The sequence below is a fragment of the Bradyrhizobium sp. WBAH42 genome (assembly GCF_024585265.1).
GTDB lineage: Bacteria > Pseudomonadota > Alphaproteobacteria > Rhizobiales > Xanthobacteraceae > Bradyrhizobium.
On record NZ_CP036533.1, the window covers coordinates 4,395,277 to 4,420,209 of the forward strand.

Below are 24,933 nucleotides of genomic sequence, written 5' to 3' on the forward strand. Positions count from 1 at the left end.
GGCGCGGGGCTTCGGCGATCCACTGCGGTCGATATTGCGCTCCATGTCGAGCGCCCAGTCTTCGCCGTCCTTGCGCCGGCGGAAGGTCTCTGACACGTAACGGTTCTTGCGGCGGACCTGGACGCGCCAGTTCCCGGAAGGCAATTGAGTGAAGCTGGCCACGGCCGTGTGCACTCCCCAATTCGTGTGCGCTACGTGTGCACTGAGAGGTCAAAACAGGTACAAACGTGTGCAATTTCGACTAGTTTGGAGTGCACATGTTCCGGGTTCATCCCATTGAGAACATAAGGTAAATCATTGAAATCGCAAGACTATCGCTTTTCTGTGGCTCCGATGATGGATTGGACTGACCGGCACTGCCGGGTGTTCCACCGTCACCTGACGCGGCGGGGATTGCTCTACACGGAGATGCTGACGACCGGCGCGATCATTCATGGCGACCGGGAACGGCTGCTTGGGTTCGACGCGGTCGAGCACCCCGTGGCGCTTCAGCTTGGCGGGTCGGATCCGCGCGAGCTCGCGCTGGCGGCACGTATCGGCGAGGACTTCGGTTATGACGAGATCAATCTCAATGTCGGCTGCCCGTCGGATCGTGTGAAGGATGGCCGTTTCGGCGCCTGCCTCATGGCTGAGCCGGAGCTGGTGGCGAGGTGCGTTGACGCCATGAAGCGCGTGGTCGCCGTTCCCGTCACGGTGAAGTGTCGCATCGGCATCGACGATCAGGATCCGGAGGTCGCGCTCGATGCGCTGGCGCGTGCGGTGGTCGCCGCAGGCTGCGATGCGTTGATCGTGCACGCCCGCAAGGCCTGGCTCAACGGCCTGTCGCCGAAGGAGAACCGCGATATCCCGCCGCTCGACTATGATCGCGTCTACCGGCTCAAGCGCGCGATGCCCGATGTGCCCGTCATCATCAACGGCGGCGTTCGCAGCATCGACGAGGCAAAGGCGCATCTTGCCCATGTCGACGGCGTGATGCTCGGCCGCGCCGCCTATCAGGAGCCGTGGCGGCTGCTCGCGGTCGATGCCGAGATCTTCGGCAGGCCGGCGCCGCACGCGACCATGCAGGACGCGCTCGAGGCGATGATGCCCTACATCGAGGAGCAACTCGCGCACGGCACCCGGCTGCACGCCATCACGCGACATTTCGTCGGCGCCTTCCACGCGGTGCCCGGGGCGCGCGCCTTCCGCCGACATCTGGCCGAGCAGGGTGTGAAGCCGGGGGCAGGTCTCGACGTGCTGCGCGAAGCGATCATGCGTGTTGGTGTCCGCGCGCCGGCCGAGGCGGCGTAAGTCAGCTAGTCGACCGCCGCACGCGCGCGACGGTGGTTGCCCTGCAGCTCCGGATAGCCGGTCAGCATCAACGTGTCGGCGCGTACGCCCCAGCTTTCCAGGCGGTCGAGGAAGCTCATGCCGAGCAGATTGGTCTTCATCTGGCCGCGCTGCACGACGAGGGCCGGCACCGACTTCTCGACCAGCTTGCCGACGGAGAGACGGTCGAGCGTGAGCCGGGCCGCCTTGGTGTGGCCGCCCGCGGTCTCGAGGTCGACGTCATATTCAAGCATCTCGAGCGGCAGCCCGATCGCCTTTGCGGTTTCCCATGTCAGCACCACCGACGTCGCTCCGGTATCGATCACCATCGGTGCAGTGACGCCGTTGATCTTCGCACGCAGCGTGAATTCGCCGCCCTGGCCGCGCGGGATCTGCACGGCTGGGGCCGGGGAGGCGGCTTGTGCGCGAAAAATGTGCGATACCTTGTGGCCGGCGCGCGCGATCTGGTCGGGATCACCATAGGCGACGACGGCACCCGCCGTGCCGGCGAGCATGATCAGGACGAGCAGGAAGCGGATCATCGCGCGCCTCCAAGGGCACGCAGGCGGATCAGATGTGTTTTGGAGATCCCGCGACCGGCACCAGTCCAGCTTCCGTCATGCGCTCCGGCAAGAGGGCCATGATCGCGAGCCGGTCTGCGCTTTCCATGGCGTGCCAGCGCGCGATCTCGGGCAAGGTGCGGCCGCAGCCGAAGCACAGCTTGGTCTTGGGATCCATCATGCAGACGGCGACGCACGGCGTTTCTTTGCTCATACGGACATAGTGAGGGATGGTCGGGCATGTCTGCAAGCATCTCGTTAAGAGCCTGTGCCAGCACTCATGATCGGCTTGTGGCGCGGCCGGCGCTTCTCGTCCGGCACAACGGAGCTCTCCGGCTGGAGCGGCGGAGAATCGTCCGAGAGCGGCGCAAGCGCACTCATCACGCGCTCCGGCGGGAACGTGACGATCACCTCGGTGCCGATGCGCAGCTTCGATTTCAGCGTGAACGTGCCGCCGTGCAGGTCAATCAGGTTCTTGGCGATCGGCAGGCCGAGGCCGGCGCCCTGTTCGGCCGACTTGATCGAATTGGAACCCTGGCCGAACGAGGCGAGCACGACCGGGATCTCGTCCTCAGGGATGCCGGAACCGGAATCCCTCACCGAGAGATATTGTCCGCCGGAGGCGGTCCAGCCGGCCTTGAGCCAGATCTCGCCGCCTTGCGGGGTGAACTTGATCGAGTTGGAGAGCAGGTTGAGCACGACCTGGCGGATCGCGCGCTCGTCGGCCCAGAGCCGCGGCATGGCCTGCTCGAACACTTCGTGGATGGTGATGCCGCGGCTCGAGGCACGCAGCTTCATCAGATGATGGCAGTCGGCGACGATGCCGATCAGGGACACCGCTTCTTCGTTGAGCTCGTAGCGGCCGGCCTCGATCCGCGACAGATCGAGGATCTCGTTGATGAGGTTGAGCAGGTGCACGCCGGAATTATGGATGTCGGCGGAATATTCCTTGTAGACCGGCACGGCATGCGCGCCGAAAATCTCGCTCTTCATCACCTCGGAGAAGCCGAGGATGGCGTTCAGCGGTGTCCGCAGCTCGTGGCTCATCTGCGCGAGGAAGCGCGACTTGGCGACGTTGGCGGCTTCGGCGCGGTGGCGCGCTTCGTCCGAGATTGCCTTGGCCTGCTCCAGCTCGCCGATCAGCGCGTCCTTCTCCGCGCGCGCTTCCAGCGTGGCGAAGGTGGAGGAGTGCAGGCGATGCGCCAGCAGGACGAAATAGCCTTCGGCGGCGAGGGCCAGCGCTGCCAGGATGTAATTGTCCAGCGAGCCGGTCGTGACGAAGCTCAGCGCCATCGCCACCGCGACCGGCGCCGTGGCAGCAAGGGCTGCGATCGGCAGATTGGCCGCGAGCATGCTCGATACTGCGATCACCAGCAGCATCAGGAACATCATCAGCGTTTCCGTGACCATGTCGAGCACGGGATGGATCAGGATCGCCATCCAGCACAGACCATAGAGCAGGTCGAGCACGACGAAGCGCGTCCGCCATGCGCGCGTCGCGGCCGGCGAGGCCGGCTCGGTCAGGAAGCGCCGGCAACTGCGGATCATGGCGCTATGGATGCAGAGCATGCCGGCGGTCCAGGCCGCGGCCGGGATCGGTTGCATCCACAGCCCGAACAGTACGCCGGTCGCCACCACCAGCAGCATCACGACATAGGAGGCAGACAGCCGGGTCTGGGCGTATTGCCGCAGCATCTCGGCGTCGAACGCCGGCCGGGTTCCACTGGTCGACGTTAACTTGTCGCGCGCCTCGCGCACCCGCTGCGCCGCAGCCCTTCGGCTGCTCGCCGATGGCACGCTCACCGGCTCGGCCGGAAGCTGCACGACCTCAGGCTTTTCAGCGGGGTTACTCATCAAGCAACACGGATTCCTGCCCGCGCCGGACGCGGGCTTTCTGCATTGTCTATCTCTGGCAAGAAATCCTTAAGAGCTGACTTAAGGAGCTAAAGAATTACGTTAACCCGGCGTTAATTTGGATCCCGCCGGTGCCGCTCAATGCAGCGCCGCGTACTGCGCGATGTAGACCATCGCTCCCGTCAGATAGCCCACGAGTGCGGGGCCTGCGATGCGGCGGGCGTACCAGAAGAACTCGATCTTCTCGAGTCCCATTGCGGCAACGCCTGCGGCGGAGCCGATGATCAGGATCGAGCCGCCGGTGCCGGCGCAATAGGCGATGAACTCCCAGATGAAGCTGTCGGGGGGATAATGCGCGAGGTCGTACATGCCCATGGTCGCGGCGACCAGCGGCACGTTGTCGATGACGGCGCTGAGCAGGCCGAGCAAGACGACGATCACGTCCTCGCGGCCGATCGCGGTGTCCAGCCAGCGCGCAAGCATCGACAGCAGGCCGGCATGCTCGAGGCAGGCGACCGCGAGCAGGATGCCGACGAAGAACACGACCGAGCTCATATCGATCCGAGTCAGCGCGTGCACCAGCGTAAGAGGCTTGCGCACGTGTTCCTCCTTGTGGCGATGCACGATTTCGCCGACCAGCCAGAGCACGCCGAGTCCAAACAGGATGCCCATGAAGGGCGCCAGATGCGTGACCGCCTTGAACGCCGGCACCGCGATCAGTGTGCCGAGGCCGAGATAGAACATCAGGTTGCGCTCGAACCGGCCGACGGCGAGCAGTCCGTTATCTTTCGGCGGCGATGCGATGCTCTTGCCCCTGAGCGAGAAGCTGATGAAGACGAGCGGCACCAGCAGATTGAGCAGCGAGGGCAGGAACACCGCGCTCATGATCTTGACCGGCGAGATCTGCCCGCCGATCCACAACATGGTCGTGGTGACGTCGCCGATCACGGTCCAGGCGCCGCCGGCATTGGCGGCAATGACGATGAGGGAGGCGAACAGCAGACGGTCGTCGCGGCGGGCGATCAGCTTCTGGATCAGCGAGATCATGACGATCGTGGTCGTCAGATTATCCAGAATCGCGCTGAGGAAGAACGTCACGAAGCCGATCAGCCAGATCAGCGTGACCTGGCTCGTGGTGCGGATCAGAGAGGTGATGACCTCGAAGCCGTCATGAGCGTCGATCACCTCGACGATAGTCATGGCGCAGATCAAGAAGAAGACGATCTGCGCGGTGGAGCCGACGGACTCGTCGAGCTGGCGGCCGACCAGCGCGTGGTCGCCGGTTGCGACCGCGTAGATGGTCCACAGCAGCCCCGCGCCGAGCAGCGCCGTAGCGCTCTTGTTGACGCGAAGCGGGTGCTCGAGCGCGATCGCCGCATAGGCGAGGACGAAGATGGCGGCGATCGCGATCAGCAAGGTCGTTTCAGGTGGTCAGCTATCAGCGATTAAGGCGTGCGAGCAGGCTCGACGTATCCCAGCGCTTGCCGCCCATCTTCTCGACCTCGGCATAGAACTGATCGACCAGCGCCGTGACGGGCAGGCTGGCGCCGTTGCGGCGGGCTTCTGCCAGCGAGATCGAGAGGTCCTTGCGCATCCATTCGACGGCGAAGCCGAAATCGTACTTGTCCTCGTTCATCGTCTTGTAGCGATTTTCCATCTGCCAGGACTGGGCAGCCCCTTTCGAGATGGTCTCGATCACGGCGGCGACGTCGAGGCCGCTCTTCTTGGCGAAATGGATGCCCTCGGAGAGACCCTGCACCAGACCGGCGATGCAGATCTGGTTGACCATCTTGGTCAGCTGACCGCTTCCGGCGGGGCCGAGCAGCTTGCACATCCGGGCATAGGCGCCCGTGATGATCGGCTCGGCGCCGGAATAGGCATCCTCCGCGCCGCCGCACATCACCGTCAGAACACCGTTCTCGGCGCCGGCCTGGCCGCCGGAGACGGGGGCGTCGACGAATTTGAAGCCGGCCTTGGTGGCAGCCGCATCCAGCTCACGTGCGACCTCGGCAGAGGCCGTGGTGTGGTCGACGAAGGTCGCACCCTTCCTCATGCCGGCGAACGCGCCGTCGGGGCCGATTGTGACCGCGCGCAGATCGTTGTCGTTGCCGACGCAGCACATCACGAAATCCTGCCCCTCGGCGGCGGCCTTCGGCGTCGGTGCGGTCTTGCCGCCGAACTTGTCCGCCCATTCCTTCGCCTTGGCCGCGGTCCGGTTGTAGACGGTGACCTCATGGCCCCCTTTTTTCACGAGGTGTCCGGCCATGGGGAAGCCCATCACGCCAAGACCGAGGAAAGCGACTTTAGCCATTGTGGTACCTTGTCCGTAGTTTGGGTTTACGGTTCTTGCCAGGCGAGGGATGCCTGGGTTCCGCGGCGGGGCGGATCGGAGGCGCACCATAAACCCTTGAGGCCAGAGGGCAACGGCTTCGTTTGGCGGCCTGCTGTGCTAGGCTGGCGGCCCCAAGGACTTCAAAACAAGGGAGCGAGAGCATGGGCGGCGTGAGCGTGGGCATCCTCGATCATTTCAACATCCGGACCCGGAATCTGGCCGAGACCGTCCGCTTCTACGAAGACGTGCTGGGCCTCGAAAAAGGCGCACGGCCGAATTTCGCCTTCCCGGGCGCCTGGATGTACAGCGAGGGCAGGCCGGTGGTGCACCTCGTCGACATTTCTCCGACCGCCGAGCCACAAAAGCCGGATTCCGGCGTTGTCCACCATGTCGCCTTCGCCAGCCGCGGCTTTGACGGCATGAAACAGCGGCTGGCGTCAAAGGGGATGAAGTTCGAGTCCCGCCAGGTGCCCGGCGGCGATCTCTGGCAGATCTTCGTCCACGACCCCAACGGGGTCATGATCGAGCTGAACTACGAGGCCGCCCGGGAGCAGGGGGCGGCGCCTGCCGAAAGGGCTGACGATATCGGCAGGCAGTAGCCTTTTGGGCGTTTCCGCTCTAATGGGGCATCCTCAACTCCAGGAGATGCGCTTTGAGCGTGACGCAGCAACAGGTTCTCGACAGCCTCGCCAGGGTCCAGTCGCCCCGCGGGGTCGCGCTTCCCCATGCCAATGTGCTGAGCGCGATCAGCGCCTCCGACGGCAAGGTGTTCTTCTCGATCAATGTCGACGCCGCCGAGGCAAGAGCCTGGGAATCCGTCCGGGCCGAAGCGGAAGCTGCCGTGCGCAGCATTCCCGGCGTCACCACCGTCATGGTGGCACTGACCGCGGAGCGCAAGCCGGGCTCCGCGCCGCCGCCACCCCCGCAGCCGAGCCGCGGCACGCCCGGCGTGCAGCCGGCCCATGCCCACAAGCCGCCGCAGGGCGGTGGGTCGCCGATGGCGCGGCAATCGGAAATTCCCGGCGTTGCCGCCGTGATCGCGGTCGCCTCCGGCAAGGGCGGGGTGGGCAAGTCGACCACCGCGCTCAATCTGGCGCTCGGCCTGCGCGACCTCGGCCTCAAGGTCGGGCTGCTCGATGCCGACATCTACGGCCCCTCGGTGCCGCGCCTGACGGGCCTGCGCGACAAGCCGGAGCTGAACGAGGCGCGCAAGATGATTCCGCTTCGGCGTTTCGGCCTTGCCATCATGTCGATCGGCTTCCTGGTCGAGGAGGAAACCGCGATGATCTGGCGCGGCCCGATGGTGATGTCGGCGGTGACGCAGATGCTGCGCGACGTCGAATGGGGCAAGCTCGACGTGCTGGTCGTCGACATGCCGCCGGGCACCGGCGATGCCCAGCTCACGCTGGCGCAGAACGTGCCGCTCAAGGGCGCCGTGATCGTCTCGACCCCGCAGGATCTGTCCCTGATCGACGCGCGGCGGGGACTGGCCATGTTCAAGAAGGTCAACGTGCCCGTGCTCGGGATTGTGGAGAACATGAGCTACTTCCAATGTCCGCATTGCGGCACGCGATCAGACATTTTCGGTCATGGCGGCGCCCGACATGAGGCCGAGAAGCTCGCCGTGCCATTCCTGGGCGAGATCCCCCTGCACATGGCGATTCGCGCCACTTCGGACGCCGGCAATCCCGTCGTCGACAGCGAGCCGGACGGCCCTCATGCGGCGATCTACCGCGCCATCGCGGGCCAAGTCCGGGACCAGCTCAAGGGCGTCATTGCCGCGGCCTGACCGGTCCGGGGGCATGCGACTTTTGTAGAGCCCCGTCATGCCATTGTCGCGTTCCGAAACCGGGCTGGCCGTGTTAAAGGCCCACGGCAGTCAAGCCCCTTCGGTTCGACGCGACCTCAACGCGTCGCCAGAATGCGCGGCGGCATAAGAGAAGCCAAGGGGAAACGCCCCAGCAAGGAGAGACCTGAAGATGAAGCGTCGTGATTTTCTCAAAGTATCGGCAGCAGGCGCGGCGGCGACCGCGGTGGCCTCGCCGGCGATCGCACAGTCCTCACCCGAGGTGAAGTGGCGCCTGACGTCGAGCTTCCCGAAGTCGCTCGACACCATCTATGGCGGCGCCGAGCAGGTGGCGAAGTACGTCGCCGAGATGACCGACAACAAATTCCAGATCCAGGTGTTCGCGGCCGGCGAAATCGTCCCGGGCCTCCAGGCCCTCGATGCGACCTCGAACGGCACGGTCGAGATGTGCCACACCGTCTCGTACTATTACGTCGGCAAGGACCCGACCTTCGCGATCTTCGCCTCGGTGCCGTTCGGCCTCAATGCGCGCCAGCAGAATTCGTGGCTCTACCAGGGCGGCGGCAACGAGCTCGCCAACGAGTTCTTCAAGAAGTCGAACGTGATCGGCTTCCCCTGCGGCAACACCGGCACCCAGATGGGCGGTTGGTTCCGCAAGGAGATCAAGACCGTTGCCGACCTCTCCGGCCTCAAGATGCGCATCGGCGGCATCGCCGGCCAGGTGCTGCAGAAGGTCGGCGTCGTGCCGCAGCAGCTCGCGGGCGGCGACATTTATCCCGCGCTGGAAAAGGGCACCATCGACGCGGCCGAGTGGGTCGGCCCCTACGATGACGAGAAGCTCGGCTTCGCCAAGGTCGCCAAGTACTATTACTATCCGGGCTTCTGGGAAGGCGGTCCGACCGTCCACGCCTTCGCCAACCTGGAAAAGTTCAATGCGCTGCCGAAGAACTACCAGGCGATCCTCACCAACGCGACGGCCAACGCCAACAGCTGGATGGCCGCGCGCTACGACATGCAGAACCCGGCGGCGCTGAAGCGCCTGGTCGCGGGCGGCACCCAACTCCGTCCGTTCACCAACGAGGTGCTGGAAGCCTGCCTCAAGGCCACCAACGAATTGTGGGCCGAGGTCTCCGGCAAGAACGCCGACTTCAAGAAGTCGATCGACGCCATGCAGGCCTACCGCTCCGACGAATATCTGTGGTGGCAGGTTGCCGAATACACCTACGACAGCTTCATGATCCGCTCGCGCACCCGCGGCTGATCTACGGCTTAGGTCCCAAGACCGGATGGCCCGGCCTCGCTCGCGAGGCCGGGCTTTTTCTTTGCCGCAGTGCGATCGAGATGGCATTCGGTCCCGTGATGTTCCATTCTGTCGGCAAGCCTCGGAAAGAAGGCTCCACAATCAGATCCATCAGGGCAGGAAATCATGAAGAGAAGAGACTTCATCAAGGTCACAGGACTTGGTGCGGCCGGCGCCGCCACGCTCGCGGCTCCCGCGATCGCGCAGTCGATGCCGGAAATCAAATGGCGCATGCCGACGAGCTGGCCGAAATCGCTCGATACCTTGTTTGGCGGCGCCGACATGATGTGCAAGATGGTCGCGGAGGCGACCGACAACAAATTCCAGATCCAGATCTTCGCGGCCGGCGAAATCGTGCCGGGCCTCCAGGTGCTCGATGCCGTGCAGAACGGCACATGCGAGATAGGCCACACCGCGTCGTACTATTACTTCGGCAAGGACCCGACCTTCACCTTCGGCTCGGCCGTGCCGTTCGGTCCCAACATGCGCATCAACCAGGCCTGGTACATGCAGGGCGGCGGCCGCGATGTGCTCAACGAGTTCTACAAGAGCTACAACGTCATCTCGCTGCTCGCGGGCAATACCGGCTGCCAGATGGGCGGGTGGTTCAGGAAGGAGGTCAACACGCCCGAGGATCTCAAGGGCATGAAATTCCGCATCGGCGGCTTCACCGGCCGCGTGCTCCAGAAGCTCGGCGTGGTGCCGCAGCAGCTCGCCGGCGGCGATATCTATCCGGCGCTGGAGAAGGGCACGATCGACGCCGCCGAATGGGTCGGCCCCTATGACGACGAGAAGCTCGGCTTCTACAAGATCGCGCCGCACTATTATTATCCCGGCTGGTGGGAAGGCGGACCGATGCTGATGGCCTTCGTCAACCTCGAAAAATGGAACGCGCTGCCGAAATATTATCAGAGCGTGCTGGAGCAGGCCGGCCACTACGCCAACAACTACATGATGGCGCGCTACGACAACGCCAATCCGCTGGCGCTGAGAAAGCTGCTGGCGGGCGGCACCAAGCTGCACGCCTTCTCGCCGGCGATCATGGATGCCTGCTACAAGGCTGCCAAGGAGCTGCACGCCGAAGTCGGCGCGACCAACGCCAACTTCAAGAAGGTGCACGACTCGCTCGCCAAGTTCACGAGCGACGGCTACGCCTGGTTCCAGGTGGCCGAGGTCGGCTACGACATCTTCATGGCGCGGCGGTCGCAGAGCTGATCACGCTGTCCGTCGCATGCAGCGCCCCGGAGCGATGGCTCCGGGGCGCTGCCGTTGCAGGCCTCCGAAGGGCGTCCAAACAAAAACCTGCAAAACAACCCCATGCACAGTAGACGGGGACAGGTTTATCAATGGCTTGGCGGCTCAGCGCGAGATTTTGGGCTTGATGCGTCGGGCAAAACAATGGTAGGAACTTATAATCGCAAAATCCGAATTGCGACGGTGCGGGTCCACGGGATCAAATGAGATTCGATCCCGATGAGCTGCCGACCCATCACATCTTAGGCCGCTCCAGGAGTCCTTTCATGTTCGGCGCAATCCTCGTCATCCTCTCCATCGGGTGCGTTCGCAGCCGGTCCGACGATGGTGCTTGAACGCACGTTGTGAAGCCGACACGCGCATGCGCGAAGCGTGACGGGGATCTAACCCTTGACGTCGTACTGCTTGCTGAGATGATCGCCGATCTGAACCAGCATGGCCACACATTCCGGATAACCCGGCCGATCCGCCGTGGCCTGATCTGCGCTGGCTCGAAACTCCCAGGAGCTGCCATCGCGAATGATGGAAATCGTCATTGCGTCCGGACAGTCGGCGTGAACTTTCAACTCGGCTTTGGCCATTGCAATCAGCTCGCTCTCCGTTTTCAACGGTTTGCTCATGAAGCTCATCCTTTCGCCCTGAGGCTGAATTCTGCTGGTTTCGCCCAAATCACCAGAACACATCTGATCGACTTACACGAAGCTGACAAGAGGCGGGCGCGTCACAATTGCCCATGAAATCGTCGCGGAAAGCCTCTTCAGCCTCGGGTCTTCAGCCCCGACACGGCTACTCATGTTCTCGAACGCTGGAGACTTTGCGCCCAGCATCTCTAGGTAAGCGTGGTAGGTAGTTTTTCGGTGTTCCTTTTACGGAACGATCAGGCTATCGGAATCTGGCAATCGGGCTGAAGTCGCTTGCGGTGTGTTTCGAACCTCCGGCTTCACGGTACGGTATACCGGATTCAACCAGTCCCGACGGGAATGCACCTTTCACCGAACACGGCGGCGTTCGATCGTTGATCGAGGTGCCAGGGCGGCCGTTTCCCGTGGGATCTCTCAATGAGACTGGCAATTGAAATCGTACAACTGCTGATACAATCGGCCGACACCTGGCTCTTTGAAGAGACTTTATCGGGTCTGAGCGATCGGGAATGGATGGCGTTGCGGTTTCTCGCCCGCGCAAACAGGTTTTCGCGGACGCCGACTGCTCTTGCGAGCTTCCTTGGCACGACCCGCAGCGTCGCATCGCAGATCGCCGCCGTGCTGCAGAGCAAGGGATTGATGGTCCGCAAACCATCAGCAGAGGACAAACGCTCGATTGCGCTGTGCATCACAGGTGAAGGGGAGAGGTTCCTGGAGCGTGACCCCATCAACGCCCTGCGGGATCAACTCGTGTCCCTCGAACTCCCCGATCGATCGCGGTTGCGCGATACGCTTCGCCACGTTCTGGATGGGCTCGATGCTGGCAAGCGCCGTCACCGTGCCGACGTTTGCGGCCAATGCGTGTTCCTGATCGAGAGCGAAGCGGGGAAGGAGCGTAGCTTCAAGTGCCGGCTCTTTCGAAAACCCATCAGGGAGAAGGAGACGACCTTGCTGTGCACCTATTTCGAGGGGCGGAGCTAGAAAGCTCAGGTGCTCACGGTGCCTGTCAGGCAGGATGGATTGCCCCGGCGTTGATTGTCTTACACGAACCTGACAGGCGGCCAGCCTGGTCGGGCACTTTTCGCTGGCCGAGGTGGCCGGAATGGTGGAAGAGAGCGAAGATGCTGTGCGGTGACCTTGGGTATTCGTCGGGACTAGGATGCGCCTTCTGATCGTCGAGGACAATGCCGAGCTGTCGCGGCTCGTTGCCGGCGGGCTGGCGACGGCCGGCTATGAGAGCGACATCGTGGGCAGCGCAGCCGAGGCGCGCGAGGCGGTGAGCAGCGTGAGCTATGCTGCGATGATCCTCGACCTCGGCCTGCCCGACGGTGACGGCCTGTCGGTGCTGCGCGAGCTGCGCCTCAAGATGGAGCCGCTGCCGGTGCTGGTGCTGACCGCGCGCGGCGGGGTGCAGGACCGTGTCAGCGGCCTGCGTAGCGGTGCCGACGACTATCTCGTAAAGCCGTTCGCGATGGAGGAGCTGGTGGCGCGACTGGAGGCCATCCTGCGCCGTCCCGGCCAGTTGCTCGGCCGTTCGCTCAGTCTCGCCAACCTCGTCTACGACACCGAGAGCCGTCAGATCTTCGTCGACGACCAGCCGCGGATCATCTCCGCGCGCGAGACCTCGGTGCTCGAGATCCTGCTGCGCCGGCAGGGGCGGGTGGTACCGAAGAAGAACGTCGAGGACCACATCTTCGGTCTCGAAGGCGAAGTCGCCTCCAACGCGATCGAGGTCTATGTGTCGCGGCTGCGCAAGCAGCTGGCCGAGCACGGCGCCAAGGTCGTGATCCACACCATCCGTGGCGTCGGCTATCTCATGACCGAGGAGAAATAGCGTGCCCGCCGCGGGCCGTGCCGGATCGCTGACGTTCAAATCGCTGATCTCGCGCATCGTGTTCCTGCACATCGTCGCGGTCGCGGTGGTCGCGATCTTCCTGCCGCTGGTGTTGTTCTGGCTGCTCAACTCCGAGATCGACCAGCTGCATCGCGATGCCATGCGCGCGCAAGCCGAGGTGCTGGCGGAGCGCATCGTCGCGCAGCCGGATGGCACGTTGACCTTCAACCTGCCCGATAGCCTCAAGGGGCTCTATTCGGACGCTTACGGCCGCTATCAGTTCGACATTCGCGATTCCGACGGCCGGTTGCTGTTCTCCTCGCACCGGCGCACCGCCGCGGCGGCGGCGCCACGTTTTTCCGAGACCATCTCGGGCGCGGGCGTCAGCCGGGATATTGCCGGCAAGACGGTGCGCATCCAGGTTGCCGAGGACCTCGCGCACCGCGACGTCATCATCGACGACATCGTCTCGAACTTCTTCCGGCGGGTCGGGTGGATCACCATTCCCATCCTCCTGGTCCTGCTTGCCACCGACATCATCATCTTCCGCCGCGCCATCGCGCCGCTGTGGAAGGCGTCGCAGGAGGCCAGCAATATCGGCCCGGCGCGCACCGACATCCGGCTGCCGACGGCGCGGATTCCGCGCGAGATCGTGCCGCTCGTCACCGCCGTGAACCAGGCGCTCGACCGCCTCGAGGGCGGCTTTCGCGTGCAGCGGCAATTCACGGCGGATGCCGCGCATCAATTGCGCACGCCGCTCGCGATCCTGCGCACGCGGATCGAGACGCTCGGCGACGGTGCCGAACGGCAGGCGCTGCATGCCGACATCGAGGCCATGAGCCGGATCGTCGCCCAGCTGCTGGAGATCGCCGAGCTCGACACCCTGGTGCTCGATCCCGGGGAGACCGCGGATTTGCGCGCCGTCTGTGCCGAGGTGGTCGGCTCGATCGCCCCGTTCGCGATCGCGCAACGCAAGGACATCGCGCTGAAGGGCACTCATGCGCCGGTGCTGATCCACGGCAATTCGGAGATGCTGCAGCGCGCGGTTTTCAACCTCGCCGAAAACGCCATCAAGTTCACCGCAACGGACACCGCGGTCGACGTCGAGGTGGGCGAGGACGGCTCGGTGCACGTGCGCGATTGCGGTCCCGGCGTCGCGGAGGCTGAGCGCGATCTGATCTTCCAGCGCTTCTGGCGCGCCGATCGCCGGCGCAGCGACGGCGCGGGACTGGGCCTCTCGATCGTGCGCGCCGTGGCCGATGATCACGCCGCCACGGTCGCGGTGGAGAACCTCCCCGGCGGCGGTGCAGAGTTCACGCTGCGGTTTCGGCTGGCGGATGCGCCAAAGCCTGTTGAGAAGAACTGGCGCGGCAGTGACGCTGCACCCTCTCCCCTTGTGGGAGAGGGTGGCGCGCCGCGTTAGCGGCGAAACGGGTGAGGGGTTCTCTCCGCGAGTCTCACTCTCGATTGAATGCGCGGAGAGAGACCCCTCATCCGGCGCGAACTGCGTTCGCGCCACCTTCTCCCACAAGGGGGAGAAGGAAAGAAGCGCAGCCGCTATTTCAGCTTGCCCGTGGACAGGTCCATGATCATGCGCGTCGCCAGATAGAGCCGCGGCACGATGCTGTTGACCTGCACATATTCGGCATCGTTCGAGTGCGCGCCGAAGCCCGACAGGCCCATGCCTTCCACCACGGCGCCTTTGGACTGCAGCGCGGCAAAAGCCGCGTCGGTGCCGCCGCCGGTCGCCTTCTCGTCGACCTTGAGGGATAGTCCGATCTCCCCATAGATCGTCTTGCCATGGGCCGCCACGCGGCGAGAGGCCTCGCTGGCTTCGAGCGGCGGGCGGCGCACCTCGAATTTCAGGTCGACCCTGGAATCGGGCAGCAGGCGATTCTTGATCTTGTCCTGCAGCGCCTTTTGCAGCTCGTCGAAGTCGGACACCTTGAGCGCGCGTGCGTCGGCCTGGGCGGTGGCCTCGGCAGGGATCACGTTGCGGTTGGTGCCGGACTTGGACACCGTCCAGTTCAGCTTCAGGCCCTGCTCGGGCTTGGACAGGTCCTTCATCTGCAGCACCTGGTGCGAGAGCTCGTACAGCGCATTCACGCCGCCCTCCGGCCGTGCGCCGGCATGTGACGACTTGCCCTGCACACTGAGATAGGCCGAGCCGATGCCGCTGGTGGCGAGGCGCAGCGTGCCGTCGGTGCCGCCGCCTTCGAACGAGAACACCACGTCCTGGTCCGATGCGAGCTTGGTGATGGTGCTGCGCCAGCCGGGCGAGGAGATCTCCTCGTCGCCGTTCGTGAGCACCGTGAGCGTGCCGTAATCCCTGAAGTTCAGCTTCTGCAGCAACGCCACGGTATGGAGAATGAGCGCGACGCCCTGCTTGTCGTCGGCGATGCCGAGGCCGTAAGCCTTGTCGCCGTCGAGGCGGAACGGCTGGTCCTTCAGCATGCCCTTCAGGTACACCGTGTCCATGTGGGCAATCAGCATGATCTTCCTGGTCCCCGTGCCCTTGAACACGGCGTGGACGGCCGGTCCGATCTTCTCAGGGGTGTCGTCGAGGCGATAGATGTCGGTGGGTTGCAGGATCTCCACCGTGCCGCCGAGCTGCTTGAGCTGACCGGCAACGCGCTCGGCGATCTGGTTCAGGCCTTCGAGGTCCTTGCTGCCGGATTCGATATTGACGAGATCGCGCAGCGTGTCGAGCAGCGGCTGCTGCTCCTTTTGCGCCAGCATCTGGACGTCGGCGACCGGCTCGGCGTGCACCATCGTTGCGGCACCTGCCAGCCAGAGTGAAGCGAGCAACGGAGCGACGAGCGAGGGAACAGGGTGCGATCGGGGCATGCGCGGCCATCCATGGAGGGTGGGGATGGCCCGGTATGCCTCCGATTCCGGTGCTTGTCACGCGCCGAGGCGTGTCATGCGCCGCTTCAGCGGAGCATGACGGCGAGCCTCGTTCCCGCTACTTCTGCGGCGGGCCGAGATCCAGCGGAGGCAGCTCGATCTGCGGCACCTCGATCTTGACCTTGTCGAGATCGACGTTGAGCGGCTTGTCGAGCAGTCCCGTCACCACGGACGGGAAGATGATCACCAGCAGCACCATGATCATTTGCAAGCCGATCCAGGGCACGGCGCCCCAGTAGATGTCGGAGCTCTTCACTTCCTTCGGCGCGACCCCGCGCAGGTAGAAAAGCGCGAAGCCGAACGGCGGATGCAGGAACGAGGTCTGCATGTTGACGCAGATCATCACGCCGAACCAGATCAGGGCGGCGTCCGGTCCCACCACCGGCGCGAGGATCTTCTGCGCGATCGGCGCGATCATCGGCAGGATGATGAAGGCGATCTCGAAGAAGTCGAGGAAGAACGCCAGGAAGAAGATGAAGAGATTGATGAAGATCAGGAAGCCCCAGACGCCGCCGGGCAGCGAGGTCAGGAGATGCTCGAGCCAGACGCCGCCGGAGACGCCGAGAAATACCACCGAGAAGCAGGTCGACCCGATCAGGATGAAGGTGACCATGCAGGTGAGGCGCATGGTGGACTGGTAGCCCTGCGTGATCAGGTCGCGCAGGTCGGGGATGCGCGCGGCCCGAATGCAGATCCACACGATTGCCAGATAGGTCAGCGCGAAGGCGATCTTGAAGATCAGATTCTCGCTGAACAGGATCGCGACGATGGTGCCGATGCCGGCCGCGATCACGCCGATGATCAAGATCTTGTTGTCGGTCGAGGAGAAGTCCTTGTGGTGGATCGCGGCGAGCACGATGGCGCCGACGGCGCCCATCGCGCCGGCTTCCGTCGGCGTCGCCAGACCCATCATCATGGTGCCGAGCACGACGAAGATCAGCACGGCCGAGGGGATGATGCCCATCAGGCACTTCTTCCACAGCGCCCAGCCGGTCAGCGTGCGCGCCTCCAGCGGCACCGCCGGCACATGGCTCGGCTTGATCAGGCCGAGTACGAAGGTGTAGCCGGCGAACAGAACGATCTGAAACACCGAGGGGCCCCAGGCGCCGAGATACATGTCGCCGACCGACTTGCCGAGCTGGTCGGCCAGCACGATCAGCACCAGCGAGGGCGGCACCAGCTGCGTGATGGTGCCGGACGCCGCCAACACGCCGGTGATGTAGCGCATGTTATAGCCGTAGCGGATCATCACCGGCATCGAGATCAGCGCCATGGCGATCACCTGCGCCGCCACCGTGCCGGTGATGGCGCCGAGGATGAAGCCGACGATGATCACGGAATAGCCGAGGCCGCCGCGGACCGGGCCGAACAACTGGCCCATCGAATCCAGCATATCCTCGGCGAGGCCGCATCTCTCCAATATGGCGCCCATGAACGTGAAGAACGGGATCGCGAGCAGGAGCTCGTTGGAGAGCACGCTGCCGAACACGCGGCCGGGAATGGCCTGGAGGAAGTTGAGGTCGAAGAAGCCGAGGTGGATGGCGAGGAAGCCGAAGGAGAGACCGACCGCGGCGAGCGTGAATGCCACGGGGAAGCCGATCAGCATCGCCAGAACCAGGCCGCCGAACATCAGCGGCGGCATCATCTCCAGCGTAATCATTGGGTCGGCCTCTCGTACTTGGCGTCGATCGTCACATAGCCCTGGAGAGCCGCGATACGCTTGATGACCTCGGAAACACCCTGGATCGCCAGCATCACGAAGCCGGCGGGGATCACGAACTTGATCGGCCAGCGGATGAGGCCGCCGGCATTGGCCGACATCTCGCCGACGCTATAGGCCTGCATGAAGAACGGCCAGGACAGATAGGCAAGCAGCAGACAGGAGGGAATGAGAAAGAACAGGGTGCCGATCATGTCGAGCCAGAGCTGGCCGCGCTCGGACAGGGTCAGATAGAAGATCTCGACCCGCACATGCTCATTGCGCTTGAAGGTGTAGGCCGAGCCGAACATCACGAGAATGGCGAACATGTACCATTGCAGCTCCAGCCAGCCGTTCGAGGAGTCGTTGAAGGCGTAGCGGATCATGGCGTTGGCCGCGCTGACCAGGCATGCCAGGAGCACAAGCAGGTTACAGACGTACCCAATTTTCTCGTTGAGGGTGTCGATGGCGTTACTCAGCGCCAGCAATGGACGCATCTTACTCTCTCTCCGTCGCGGCCTAATACTTCACGGCAGGCTTCAACATGCATCGCTCGGCTCGCATGCAGAAAAAGCACACGACCGCACGGATCATATTCCGAAGCGATTGCAGCGTCAGTCCTCCCCTCGCGCCTTGCCGTCTTGACCGCGACCGCCGACGGGCGGGCCGGCTTATGTTGCCGGGCAAGCAAAGGCGGTCGCACCAAACCAGCGGCTTGGCGTGCCGTCAATCGGAAAATGGACAAATTGACGCGCCGTCAAAAGCTTAGGTTGGCGAGGCGCGGGGCACGCTTTCAGCCGCCCGTCACGCTCATGTGCCTGGAGACGCTGGGGCGGTCGTGGCGGCGGTCGATGATGAAATCATGACCCTTGGGCTTCAGCCCGATGGCGCGGTCGATCGCATCCGCAAGCAACAGGTCGTCGCCGGATGCACGCAGAGGTTTGCGCAAGTCCGAGGCATCCTCGTGGCCGAGGCAGGTGTGCAGCGTTCCCGTGCAGGTGATGCGCACCCGGTTGCAGGATTCGCAAAAATTGTGGGTCATCGGCGTGATGAAGCCGAGCTTGCCGCCGGTCTCGGCGACGCTGACATAGCGCGCCGGTCCGCCGGTGCTCTCGGCCAGATCCGTCAGCGTGAATTGCTGGGCGAGGCGGGCGCGTACCAGCGACAGCGGCAGGTATTGGTCGATCCGGCCCGAGCCGATCTCGCCCATGGGCATCACCTCGATCAGCGTCAGGCCCATGCCCTTGCCGTGGGCCCAGCGCATCAGTTCGGGCAGTTCGTCCTCGTTGAGGTTCTTCAGCGCGACGGCGTTGATCTTGACGGCAAGCCCCGCGGCGCGCGCGGCCTCGATGCCTTCCAGCACCTTGTCGATCTCGCCCCAGCGGGTGATCTCGCGAAACTTCTGCGGATCGAGCGTGTCGAGCGAGACGTTGATGCGGCGGACGCCGCAATCGGCGAGTTCCTGCGCGTGCTTCGCAAGCTGGGTGCCGTTGGTGGTCAGCGTCAGCTCGTTCAACGCGCCGCTCGACAGGTGCCGCGACAGCGAGCGGACCAGCGTCATGACGTTGCGGCGGACCAAGGGCTCGCCGCCGGTGAGGCGCAGCTTCTTCACGCCCTTTGCGATGAAGGCCGTGCAAAGCCGATCGAGTTCCTCGAGCGTCAGGAGATCGGCCTTGGGCAGGAACGTCATGTCTTCCGACATGCAGTAAAAGCAGCGCAGGTCGCAGCGGTCGGTGACGGAGACGCGCAAGTAAGTGATGGTCCGCCCGAACGGATCGGTCATCGCGCTCGACAGCGCGGCGCGGGGGCTCGCAGGAAGTCCGTTCATAGCAAATGCCTTGTCCCTTACGGCGACGGGCACACCTTTGCTTCAAAGGTGCGGTCGAAGCAATCTAAGCATCGGACGCGGCTAGGACAATCGGTTGGTATACGTAACTCAGCACTTGCCTCCATTCAGATCGGGGAAGGGGAGCTCGGTGCGGGTGCAGCATTGGCCGGCGCCGCGGCGGGCGCGGCCGGCTGGAGTTCCGCAAACACCGGGTTCGGATCGGTGGTGATCGAGGCGGGCGTGGTGAAACCGCCGGGATTCTTGATCACGTTCACCGGCACGCTGGTCGGCTGGTACTTGGGAAGCGCGAAAGCGACGGTGATCCTGTGAATATATCAAATAAATCAGCGGCTTGCGGTGGGTTAAGCGCTCATCAGGCTGATTGCGGCCGCCGGCAGGTCGCGCATGTGATGGATCAGCCGGTCGGGCTTCAGCTCGGCGATCGGCACGTCGGTGTAGCCGAAGCTGACCCCGATCACGGGCACGCCGGCGCGCCGGGCGACGCCGACATCGGTTCCGGCATCGCCGACCATGATGCTGGCCTTCACCTCGCCGCCGGCCCGGGCCACGGTCTCGCGAAAAATGGTCGGATCGGGCTTCTGGACGCCAAACGTATCTGCGCCGCAGATCGCCGCGAAGCGGCGGCTGAGGTCGAGCTGGTCGAGCAGGCGCTTCGACAGCCATTCCAGCTTGTTGGTGCAGACCGCCAGGCGATGGCCTTCTGCCGAAAACTGGTCGAGCGCGGCCTCGAGCCCCTCGAAGGGGCGGGATTCCACCGCGATATGGTCGGCGTAATAGGCGATGAAATCGGCGGTCATCCGGTCCATGTCCGCGGGCGTGACGGTGCGGCCCTCCGCTTCCAGCCCTCGCTCGATCAGCTTGCGGGCGCCGGCGCCGATCATGTTGCGGGCCGAGGCCATCGGCACCGGCGGCAGGCCTTCGCGGTCGAGCACGTAGTTCAGGGCGGTGATCAGGTCGGGCGCCGTATCCACCAGCGTGCCGTCGAGATCGAAGACGATGGTGTGCGGGGAAGTCGTCTTGAAGGAGGTCATGATTCCCAAGCGCTACCGGCCCGGTCATATCCGCGCAAGGGGCGGGCCCATAAGATCACCTTATAGTCCTGTTCCCAGACCCTGTTCTCCGGGAAAAAACGAGGCTACATAGGCCGCCGAAAGCGGCCGGAATCGGCCGCACCTTCGAGACTTCACAAGGCAGGCGCACACGTGAACATGGACCAGTTGAAGCGGCAGGCTGCGGCGCGTGCGCTGGAGGAGGTGCGCGACGGCATGCAGCTCGGGCTCGGCACCGGCTCGACCGCCAAGCATTTCGTCGAGCTGCTCGGCGAGCGCGTCGCCGCCGGGCTCAAGGTGATCGGCGTGCCGACCTCCGAGGCGACGCGCGCCGATGCGGAACGCTGCGGCGTGAAGCTGACGACGCTGGATGAGATCGACCATCTCGACCTCACGATCGACGGCGCCGACGAGATCGATGCCGAGCTCAATCTGATCAAGGGCGGCGGCGGTGCGCTCTTGCGCGAGAAGATCGTGGCGGCCGCCTCGGATCGCATGATCGTGATTGCCGACGACAGCAAATGGGTGCCGACGCTCGGCAAGTTTCCGCTGCCGGTCGAGGTCATCCCGTTCGGGCTCGGTGCGACGCGCCGCGCGATCGAAAAGGCATTTGCCGAATGCGGCGTTTCCGGGCAAATGGCGGTCCGCAAGGCCAAGGACGGCCACGTTTTCGTCACCGATGGCGGCCACTGGATCGTCGATGCCCAGCTCGGACGTATTGCGGATCCCCCCGGTCTCGCCAAGGCGTTGAGCGCCATTCCCGGCGTGGTCGAGCACGGGCTGTTCATCGGCTTGGCCAGCTCGGCCGTCCTGGCGGGCGGCGACGGAATTCGCGTGATTGAACGGCGCAAGCCGAAAGGAGACCAGGAATGAAGAGCGTGTTGAAATTCTTGCCGGCTGCGGCTCTCGCTGCGGGATTGGCCGTTTCGGCCGCCCCGGCCGTGGCCCAGCAGGCGGGCCAGAAGGCTCCCGCGGCGCCGGCCCAGCCAAAGGCCTCGCCCGCGGCGATTGCGGCGGCCAAGGAGATCTTGCAGATCAAGAACGCCGCCGGAATGTATGCGGGCGCCGTGCCGGGCATGGTCGAGAAGACCAAGGGTGCGCTGATCCAGCAGAACCTGAATTACCAGAAAGACCTCAACGAGGTGGCCCCGATCGTGGCCCAGCAGCTCAACGGCCGCCAGAACGAGATCGGCGAAGGCATGGCGCAGATCTATGCCAGCGAGTTCACCGAGCAGGAGCTGAAGGACCTCGTCACTTTCTACAAGTCGCCGTTGGGCAAGAAGCTGATCGATGCCGAGCCGCGCGCGATCGGGCAGAGCATGGCGTTCATGAACAGCTGGGCCCAGAGCTTCTCGGAAACCGTGATGGGTGCCTTCCGTGCCGAGATGCGCAAGCGTGGCAAGGAGATCTGAGCGCACCTATCTGAAAGGCGTTTCTTGAAAGGGGTCGGAGTGGACAATGGCTGAATTCGACGTCGACCTCTTCGTCATAGGTGGCGGCTCGGGCGGCGTCCGTGCCGCCCGCATCGCGGCCGGCTACGGCGCCCGCGTCACGATCGCGGAAGAGTACCGCATGGGCGGCACCTGCGTGATCCGCGGCTGCGTGCCGAAGAAGCTGTTCGTGATCGGCTCGCATGTCCGTCAGGAGCTCGAGGACGCCGCCGGCTTCGGCTGGACCGTTCCGCCCGCGAGCTTCGACTGGCCGACGCTGATCGCCAACAAGGACAAGGAGATCGCGCGACTGGAGGCGGCCTACACCGCCAATGTCGAGAAATCAGGCGCGCAGATCGTCAAGAGCCGCGCGGTGATCGAGGACAAGCACACCGTCCGCCTGCTCGAAAACGACAAGAAGGTCACGGCGAAGTACATCCTGATCGCGACCGGCGGCGCGCCCAACCATGGCGCGGCGATCCCCGGCATCGAGCACGTGATCTCCTCCAACGAGGCGTTTCATCTGAAGAAGCTGCCGAAGCGGATCGTGATCCAGGGCGGCGGCTATATCGCGCTGGAATTCGCCGGCATCTTCGCCGGCTTCGGCTCCGACGTCACGGTGATCTATCGCGGCGACAACATTCTGCGCGGCTTCGACGAGGATGTCCGGACCCATGTCCGCGCCGAGATGGAGAAGCAGGGCATCACCATCCTCACCGGCTGCACCGTGACCAAGGTCGACCGTCACGGCGAGGACTTCACCACGCACCTGTCGAACGGCTCGAGCCTCGCCTCCGATCAGGTGATGTTCGCGATCGGCCGCCATCCGAACCTCGCCAATCTCGGCCTGGAGAATGCCGGCGTCGCCATCAATCCGGCGAACGGCGGCATCGCGGTCGACCATTTCTCCAAGAGCTCGGTCGACAGCATCTATGCCATCGGCGACGTCACCCACCGCTTCAACCTGACGCCGGTCGCGATCCGCGAGGGCCATGCCTTCGCCGACACCGTGTTCGGCAAGCGCGAGGTGCAGGTCGATCACGCCAACATTCCGACGGCCGTGTTCTCGCAGCCGGAGGTCGGCACGGTCGGCCTGACGGAAACCGAGGCGCGCGCGCAATTCAGCCACGTCGACATCTACAAGACGACGTTCCGGCCCATCAAGGCGACGATGTCGGGCCGCGACACCCGCGTGCTGATGAAGCTCGTGGTCGACGGCGCGACCGACCGCGTGCTCGGCTGTCACATCGTCGGCGATGCCGCCGCCGAGATCACGCAAGCCGTCGCGATCGCGGTGAAGATGAAGGCGACCAAGGCCGATTTCGATGCGACCATCGCGCTGCATCCGACCGCCGCCGAAGAGCTCGTCACCATGCGCACCCCGACCGCACGGCATGTGCGGCAGGCGGCGGAGTAGCCTCAGCTATACAAATACCCGACCGGCTTGCCTTCGGTGCGCAGGGGACGCATGTCCTTTTGCGTGATGATCTGGCCGGCAAGGCCGTCGATCTCGTCGCGCTGCGTCGCCGTCCAGCTGCGCAGCTCGTTCATGCCCTTGAGCAGGCCGAGGCGGAGGACCTGGGTGTTTTCGCCGACGCCGATGAGGCCGATGGAATCCTTGCCCGCCGTCACCACGTCGCCGGCGGAGAGTTCAAAGCTCTCGCCGGACTTTTTCTTGAAATGGGCCGTGCCGCGAATGACGCGATAGATCACGACCTCGCCCTTCGCAAAACAGGTCGCGTCCGCCGCGGCCGACGTGCTCTTCGGCAACAGTGCGTGGCCACGCGGGTCGGTCGCGATGATGTGGCCCGTGACGAGATGCCCGCTCGGACTCTCGATGCCGATATCGCGCACGTAGACCGGCATCGCCGATCCGACAGAACCATCGGTGAGCGGCTTGAACAGCGCGTCGAGTGCCAGGGGATCCTGAAGCCAGAAGCCGGCATCGGCCGGGCGATCATGCAGCGGATGGCTCCAGGCCACGCGCGGCGTTTCGTCCTCGTTGATCTGATCCGGACCGACAATGGTCGGATTCGGAAAGGTGGTGGGATCGGTGATGAAGGCTTCGAGGAATTTGCCGGAATAGCCCATGGAGATCGGATCGGGCACCACGGTCTGCGGCGTCTTCAAATTCTCTTCGGTCGACAGGCCCGACCAGGTGTAGAACAGCTGGCGATGCACGATCGCGCTTTGCAGCATCACCGCGCCCGGGCCGACATTGTACCAGCGGCCGTCATAGTCGAAGGTGAACGCGCCCGAGGTGACCAGCACGAGCTGAAAGCCGCCCGGCGGCAGATGCAGATGGAAATCGGTGGGGCCGGTGTCGGGCCGATAGATCGGCAGATTGGTCGCGACTTCGTGCAGGAGGAAGGTTTCGTTGTTGGCGTGGAAGCCTTCGTTGGCGCGGTTATAGAGGGCCTGCGGCCGGTAGGTCGCCTCGAATTTTGCATTCTTGTCGCGATCGATCGCCACGAAGTCCTGATCGTTGAGGCGCAGCCGGGCGCCGTTCGGATGGGTGAGACCGGTGAATTTGATATCTCCGGCAGCATGCACGTTCATGGCATTCTCCGATCTGAGGCCATTCATCCCGGAGCCGAGCGCACGTAACTTGCCGCTCCTCATCGTGGCGGGGCAGGGACTTGGCTTGATGATGTCTTGCGAATTTCAGGCCAGTCAGAACGCAATGCGGCGCGTCGGCCCGCCGGCTGCATGCGGCGCGCAAATAATCGAGATTGCACCGGGGGTTAGACGATAGGTGCCGCTAACGAGGCTTACTCGTCCGCGCGTGCCGCAAGTCGGGTGGGGCGGCTTGCCTTGTCTAATTTGTCGGCATGTCCCGCAAAAGTGCATGCAGCCGCGACGGGCAAACGCCGGCGGCTCAGCGTCTGGTGCGGTTCACTCGAATGATCGACGGAGCGTCGGCGCGGGCTTGCCGGATGGGCTGTCAGCCCATTTCGCCATGTCCAACGCGCGCGCGTGGAAGCCTTCGCACCAGAGGCAGCTCGGCTCGGCGCGGCCTTTGGCCGTCAGCATCGGGACAAGCGCATGGCCGCAGCCGGTGCAGGATATGATGCGATTCATGTGCTTCTCCACGATCGGCGAATTCAGG

Annotated in this window: 25 protein-coding genes; 12 read left to right on the forward strand and 13 right to left on the reverse strand. The window is 64.2% G+C overall.

The features are described 5' to 3' along the window. The first annotated feature begins 297 nt into the window (after positions 1-297). Positions 298-1,290, forward strand: coding sequence for a tRNA dihydrouridine(20/20a) synthase DusA (gene dusA, locus DCG74_RS20280; RefSeq protein ID WP_172788046.1), 993 nt, complete (start codon positions 298-300; stop codon positions 1,288-1,290). Between the two features lie 5 nt (positions 1,291-1,295). Here dusA and DCG74_RS20285 read toward each other — a convergent pair whose 3' ends face one another. The 5 genes from DCG74_RS20285 to DCG74_RS20305 all read right to left on the reverse strand — a co-directional run bounded on the left by DCG74_RS20285 (position 1,296) and on the right by DCG74_RS20305 (position 6,033). Continuing rightward, positions 1,296-1,850 (reverse strand): TIGR02281 family clan AA aspartic protease, encoded by a 555-nt coding sequence (locus DCG74_RS20285; protein WP_172788047.1) that lies wholly within the window; start codon positions 1,848-1,850, stop codon positions 1,296-1,298. A 28-nt stretch (positions 1,851-1,878) separates the two neighbouring features. Further along, positions 1,879-2,082 carry a DUF1289 domain-containing protein gene (locus DCG74_RS20290; protein WP_172788048.1) on the reverse strand — a complete coding sequence of 68 codons (204 nt, stop codon included), beginning with the start codon at positions 2,080-2,082 and terminating at the stop codon, positions 1,879-1,881. Positions 2,083-2,126: 44 nt separating this feature from the next. Next, positions 2,127-3,722 carry a HAMP domain-containing sensor histidine kinase gene (locus DCG74_RS20295; RefSeq protein ID WP_172788049.1) on the reverse strand — a complete coding sequence of 532 codons (1,596 nt, stop codon included), beginning with the start codon at positions 3,720-3,722 and terminating at the stop codon, positions 2,127-2,129. Between the two features lie 138 nt (positions 3,723-3,860). Next, positions 3,861-5,138, reverse strand: a complete 1,278-nt coding sequence (gene nhaD / locus DCG74_RS20300; protein ID WP_172788050.1) for a sodium:proton antiporter NhaD — start codon at positions 5,136-5,138, stop codon at positions 3,861-3,863. Between the two features lie 22 nt (positions 5,139-5,160). Continuing rightward, positions 5,161-6,033: an NAD(P)-dependent oxidoreductase gene (locus DCG74_RS20305; protein ID WP_172788051.1), complete on the reverse strand. Its 873-nt coding sequence runs from the start codon at positions 6,031-6,033 to the stop codon at positions 5,161-5,163. Between the two features lie 182 nt (positions 6,034-6,215). Between DCG74_RS20305 and DCG74_RS20310 the strand changes: the two genes are divergently transcribed. From DCG74_RS20310 to DCG74_RS20325, 4 genes are all read left to right on the forward strand, one after another. After that, complete coding sequence (locus tag DCG74_RS20310) at positions 6,216-6,653, forward strand: VOC family protein (RefSeq protein ID WP_172788052.1); 438 nt, start codon at positions 6,216-6,218, stop codon at positions 6,651-6,653. Positions 6,654-6,706: 53 nt separating this feature from the next. Continuing rightward, on the forward strand, positions 6,707-7,843 hold the full coding sequence (locus DCG74_RS20315; RefSeq protein WP_172788053.1) for an Mrp/NBP35 family ATP-binding protein: 1,137 nt from the start codon (positions 6,707-6,709) through the stop codon (positions 7,841-7,843). A gap of 190 nt (positions 7,844-8,033) precedes the next feature. Beyond that, the gene (locus DCG74_RS20320; RefSeq protein ID WP_172788054.1) at positions 8,034-9,122 is read left to right on the forward strand and encodes a TRAP transporter substrate-binding protein; all 1,089 of its coding nucleotides are present in this window, start codon (positions 8,034-8,036) and stop codon (positions 9,120-9,122) included. 165 nt (positions 9,123-9,287) lie between these two features. Then, positions 9,288-10,376: a TRAP transporter substrate-binding protein gene (locus DCG74_RS20325; protein WP_172788055.1), complete on the forward strand. Its 1,089-nt coding sequence runs from the start codon at positions 9,288-9,290 to the stop codon at positions 10,374-10,376. Between the two features lie 422 nt (positions 10,377-10,798). Here DCG74_RS20325 and DCG74_RS20330 read toward each other — a convergent pair whose 3' ends face one another. Then, entirely contained in the window at positions 10,799-11,035 is a 237-nt protein-coding gene (locus tag DCG74_RS20330) for a hypothetical protein (protein WP_172788056.1), read from the reverse strand. 438 nt (positions 11,036-11,473) lie between these two features. Here DCG74_RS20330 and DCG74_RS20335 point away from each other — a divergent pair, with 438 nt between their 5' ends. The 3 genes from DCG74_RS20335 to DCG74_RS20345 all read left to right on the forward strand — a co-directional run bounded on the left by DCG74_RS20335 (position 11,474) and on the right by DCG74_RS20345 (position 14,313). Beyond that, on the forward strand, positions 11,474-12,037 hold the full coding sequence (locus DCG74_RS20335) for a MarR family winged helix-turn-helix transcriptional regulator (protein WP_172788057.1): 564 nt from the start codon (positions 11,474-11,476) through the stop codon (positions 12,035-12,037). 178 nt (positions 12,038-12,215) lie between these two features. After that, positions 12,216-12,890 (forward strand): response regulator transcription factor, encoded by a 675-nt coding sequence (locus tag DCG74_RS20340; protein WP_172788058.1) that lies wholly within the window; start codon positions 12,216-12,218, stop codon positions 12,888-12,890. 1 nt (position 12,891) lies between these two features. Beyond that, positions 12,892-14,313 carry an ATP-binding protein gene (locus DCG74_RS20345; RefSeq protein ID WP_172788059.1) on the forward strand — a complete coding sequence of 474 codons (1,422 nt, stop codon included), beginning with the start codon at positions 12,892-12,894 and terminating at the stop codon, positions 14,311-14,313. Between the two features lie 134 nt (positions 14,314-14,447). Here the strand turns inward: DCG74_RS20345 and DCG74_RS20350 are convergent, their stop codons facing one another. The 4 genes from DCG74_RS20350 to moaA form a co-directional block, all read right to left on the reverse strand. Further along, a complete protein-coding gene (locus DCG74_RS20350; RefSeq protein ID WP_172788060.1) occupies positions 14,448-15,737 on the reverse strand; it encodes a M20/M25/M40 family metallo-hydrolase in 1,290 nt (429 codons plus the stop codon). A gap of 118 nt (positions 15,738-15,855) precedes the next feature. After that, on the reverse strand, positions 15,856-17,457 hold the full coding sequence (locus DCG74_RS20355; RefSeq protein WP_172788061.1) for a TRAP transporter large permease subunit: 1,602 nt from the start codon (positions 17,455-17,457) through the stop codon (positions 15,856-15,858). Beyond that, a complete protein-coding gene (locus DCG74_RS20360) occupies positions 17,454-17,993 on the reverse strand; it encodes a TRAP transporter small permease subunit (RefSeq protein ID WP_172788062.1) in 540 nt (179 codons plus the stop codon). Before DCG74_RS20360 ends, DCG74_RS20355 begins: the two co-directional genes overlap by 4 nt. Positions 17,994-18,289: 296 nt before the next feature. Then, positions 18,290-19,324 (reverse strand): GTP 3',8-cyclase MoaA, encoded by a 1,035-nt coding sequence (gene moaA / locus DCG74_RS20365; RefSeq protein WP_172788063.1) that lies wholly within the window; start codon positions 19,322-19,324, stop codon positions 18,290-18,292. Positions 19,325-19,486: 162 nt separating this feature from the next. On the opposite strand from moaA, the gene DCG74_RS39015 reads away from it, so the two are divergent. After that, complete coding sequence (locus tag DCG74_RS39015) at positions 19,487-19,654, forward strand: hypothetical protein (RefSeq protein ID WP_172788064.1); 168 nt, start codon at positions 19,487-19,489, stop codon at positions 19,652-19,654. Between the two features lie 32 nt (positions 19,655-19,686). Here the strand turns inward: DCG74_RS39015 and DCG74_RS20375 are convergent, their stop codons facing one another. Then, positions 19,687-20,376 (reverse strand): HAD family hydrolase, encoded by a 690-nt coding sequence (locus DCG74_RS20375; RefSeq protein ID WP_172788065.1) that lies wholly within the window; start codon positions 20,374-20,376, stop codon positions 19,687-19,689. A 171-nt stretch (positions 20,377-20,547) separates the two neighbouring features. Here DCG74_RS20375 and rpiA point away from each other — a divergent pair, with 171 nt between their 5' ends. Genes rpiA through gor form a run of 3 tightly spaced genes read left to right on the forward strand, consistent with a single transcriptional unit; the run spans position 20,548 to position 23,241 of the window. Beyond that, a complete protein-coding gene (gene rpiA / locus DCG74_RS20380) occupies positions 20,548-21,267 on the forward strand; it encodes a ribose-5-phosphate isomerase RpiA (RefSeq protein ID WP_172788066.1) in 720 nt (239 codons plus the stop codon). After that, positions 21,264-21,806 carry a DUF2059 domain-containing protein gene (locus tag DCG74_RS20385; RefSeq protein ID WP_172788067.1) on the forward strand — a complete coding sequence of 181 codons (543 nt, stop codon included), beginning with the start codon at positions 21,264-21,266 and terminating at the stop codon, positions 21,804-21,806. The genes rpiA and DCG74_RS20385 overlap by 4 nt, the downstream gene beginning before the upstream one ends. Positions 21,807-21,852: 46 nt before the next feature. After that, positions 21,853-23,241, forward strand: coding sequence for a glutathione-disulfide reductase (gene gor / locus DCG74_RS20390; protein WP_172788068.1), 1,389 nt, complete (start codon positions 21,853-21,855; stop codon positions 23,239-23,241). Positions 23,242-23,243: 2 nt separating this feature from the next. Here gor and DCG74_RS20395 read toward each other — a convergent pair whose 3' ends face one another. Further along, positions 23,244-24,383 carry a hypothetical protein gene (locus DCG74_RS20395; protein ID WP_172788069.1) on the reverse strand — a complete coding sequence of 380 codons (1,140 nt, stop codon included), beginning with the start codon at positions 24,381-24,383 and terminating at the stop codon, positions 23,244-23,246. 336 nt (positions 24,384-24,719) lie between these two features. Then, complete coding sequence (locus tag DCG74_RS20400) at positions 24,720-24,905, reverse strand: hypothetical protein (RefSeq protein ID WP_172788070.1); 186 nt, start codon at positions 24,903-24,905, stop codon at positions 24,720-24,722. Positions 24,906-24,933: the final 28 nt, after the last annotated feature.

Excerpts from the sequence above, each read along its gene's own strand:
- DCG74_RS20285 (WP_172788047.1), bottom strand. The coding sequence starts at position 1,850 with ATGATCCGCTTCCTGCTCGTCCTGATCATGCTCGCCGGCACGGCGGGT.
- DCG74_RS20290 (WP_172788048.1), bottom strand. The coding sequence starts at position 2,082 with ATGAGCAAAGAAACGCCGTGCGTCGCCGTCTGCATGATGGATCCCAAG.
- DCG74_RS20295 (WP_172788049.1), bottom strand. The coding sequence starts at position 3,722 with ATGAGTAACCCCGCTGAAAAGCCTGAGGTCGTGCAGCTTCCGGCCGAG.
- DCG74_RS20305 (WP_172788051.1), bottom strand. The coding sequence starts at position 6,033 with ATGGCTAAAGTCGCTTTCCTCGGTCTTGGCGTGATGGGCTTCCCCATG.
- DCG74_RS20310 (WP_172788052.1), top strand. The coding sequence starts at position 6,216 with ATGGGCGGCGTGAGCGTGGGCATCCTCGATCATTTCAACATCCGGACC.
- DCG74_RS20320 (WP_172788054.1), top strand. The coding sequence starts at position 8,034 with ATGAAGCGTCGTGATTTTCTCAAAGTATCGGCAGCAGGCGCGGCGGCG.
- DCG74_RS20325 (WP_172788055.1), top strand. The coding sequence starts at position 9,288 with ATGAAGAGAAGAGACTTCATCAAGGTCACAGGACTTGGTGCGGCCGGC.
- DCG74_RS20330 (WP_172788056.1), bottom strand. The coding sequence starts at position 11,035 with ATGAGCAAACCGTTGAAAACGGAGAGCGAGCTGATTGCAATGGCCAAA.
- DCG74_RS20335 (WP_172788057.1), top strand. The coding sequence starts at position 11,474 with ATGAGACTGGCAATTGAAATCGTACAACTGCTGATACAATCGGCCGAC.
- DCG74_RS20340 (WP_172788058.1), top strand. The coding sequence starts at position 12,216 with ATGCGCCTTCTGATCGTCGAGGACAATGCCGAGCTGTCGCGGCTCGTT.
- DCG74_RS20350 (WP_172788060.1), bottom strand. The coding sequence starts at position 15,737 with ATGCCCCGATCGCACCCTGTTCCCTCGCTCGTCGCTCCGTTGCTCGCT.
- DCG74_RS20355 (WP_172788061.1), bottom strand. The coding sequence starts at position 17,457 with ATGATTACGCTGGAGATGATGCCGCCGCTGATGTTCGGCGGCCTGGTT.
- DCG74_RS20360 (WP_172788062.1), bottom strand. The coding sequence starts at position 17,993 with ATGCGTCCATTGCTGGCGCTGAGTAACGCCATCGACACCCTCAACGAG.
- moaA (WP_172788063.1), bottom strand. The coding sequence starts at position 19,324 with ATGAACGGACTTCCTGCGAGCCCCCGCGCCGCGCTGTCGAGCGCGATG.
- DCG74_RS20375 (WP_172788065.1), bottom strand. The coding sequence starts at position 20,376 with ATGACCTCCTTCAAGACGACTTCCCCGCACACCATCGTCTTCGATCTC.
- DCG74_RS20385 (WP_172788067.1), top strand. The coding sequence starts at position 21,264 with ATGAAGAGCGTGTTGAAATTCTTGCCGGCTGCGGCTCTCGCTGCGGGA.
- gor (WP_172788068.1), top strand. The coding sequence starts at position 21,853 with ATGGCTGAATTCGACGTCGACCTCTTCGTCATAGGTGGCGGCTCGGGC.
- DCG74_RS20395 (WP_172788069.1), bottom strand. The coding sequence starts at position 24,383 with ATGAACGTGCATGCTGCCGGAGATATCAAATTCACCGGTCTCACCCAT.
- DCG74_RS20400 (WP_172788070.1), bottom strand. The coding sequence starts at position 24,905 with ATGAATCGCATCATATCCTGCACCGGCTGCGGCCATGCGCTTGTCCCG.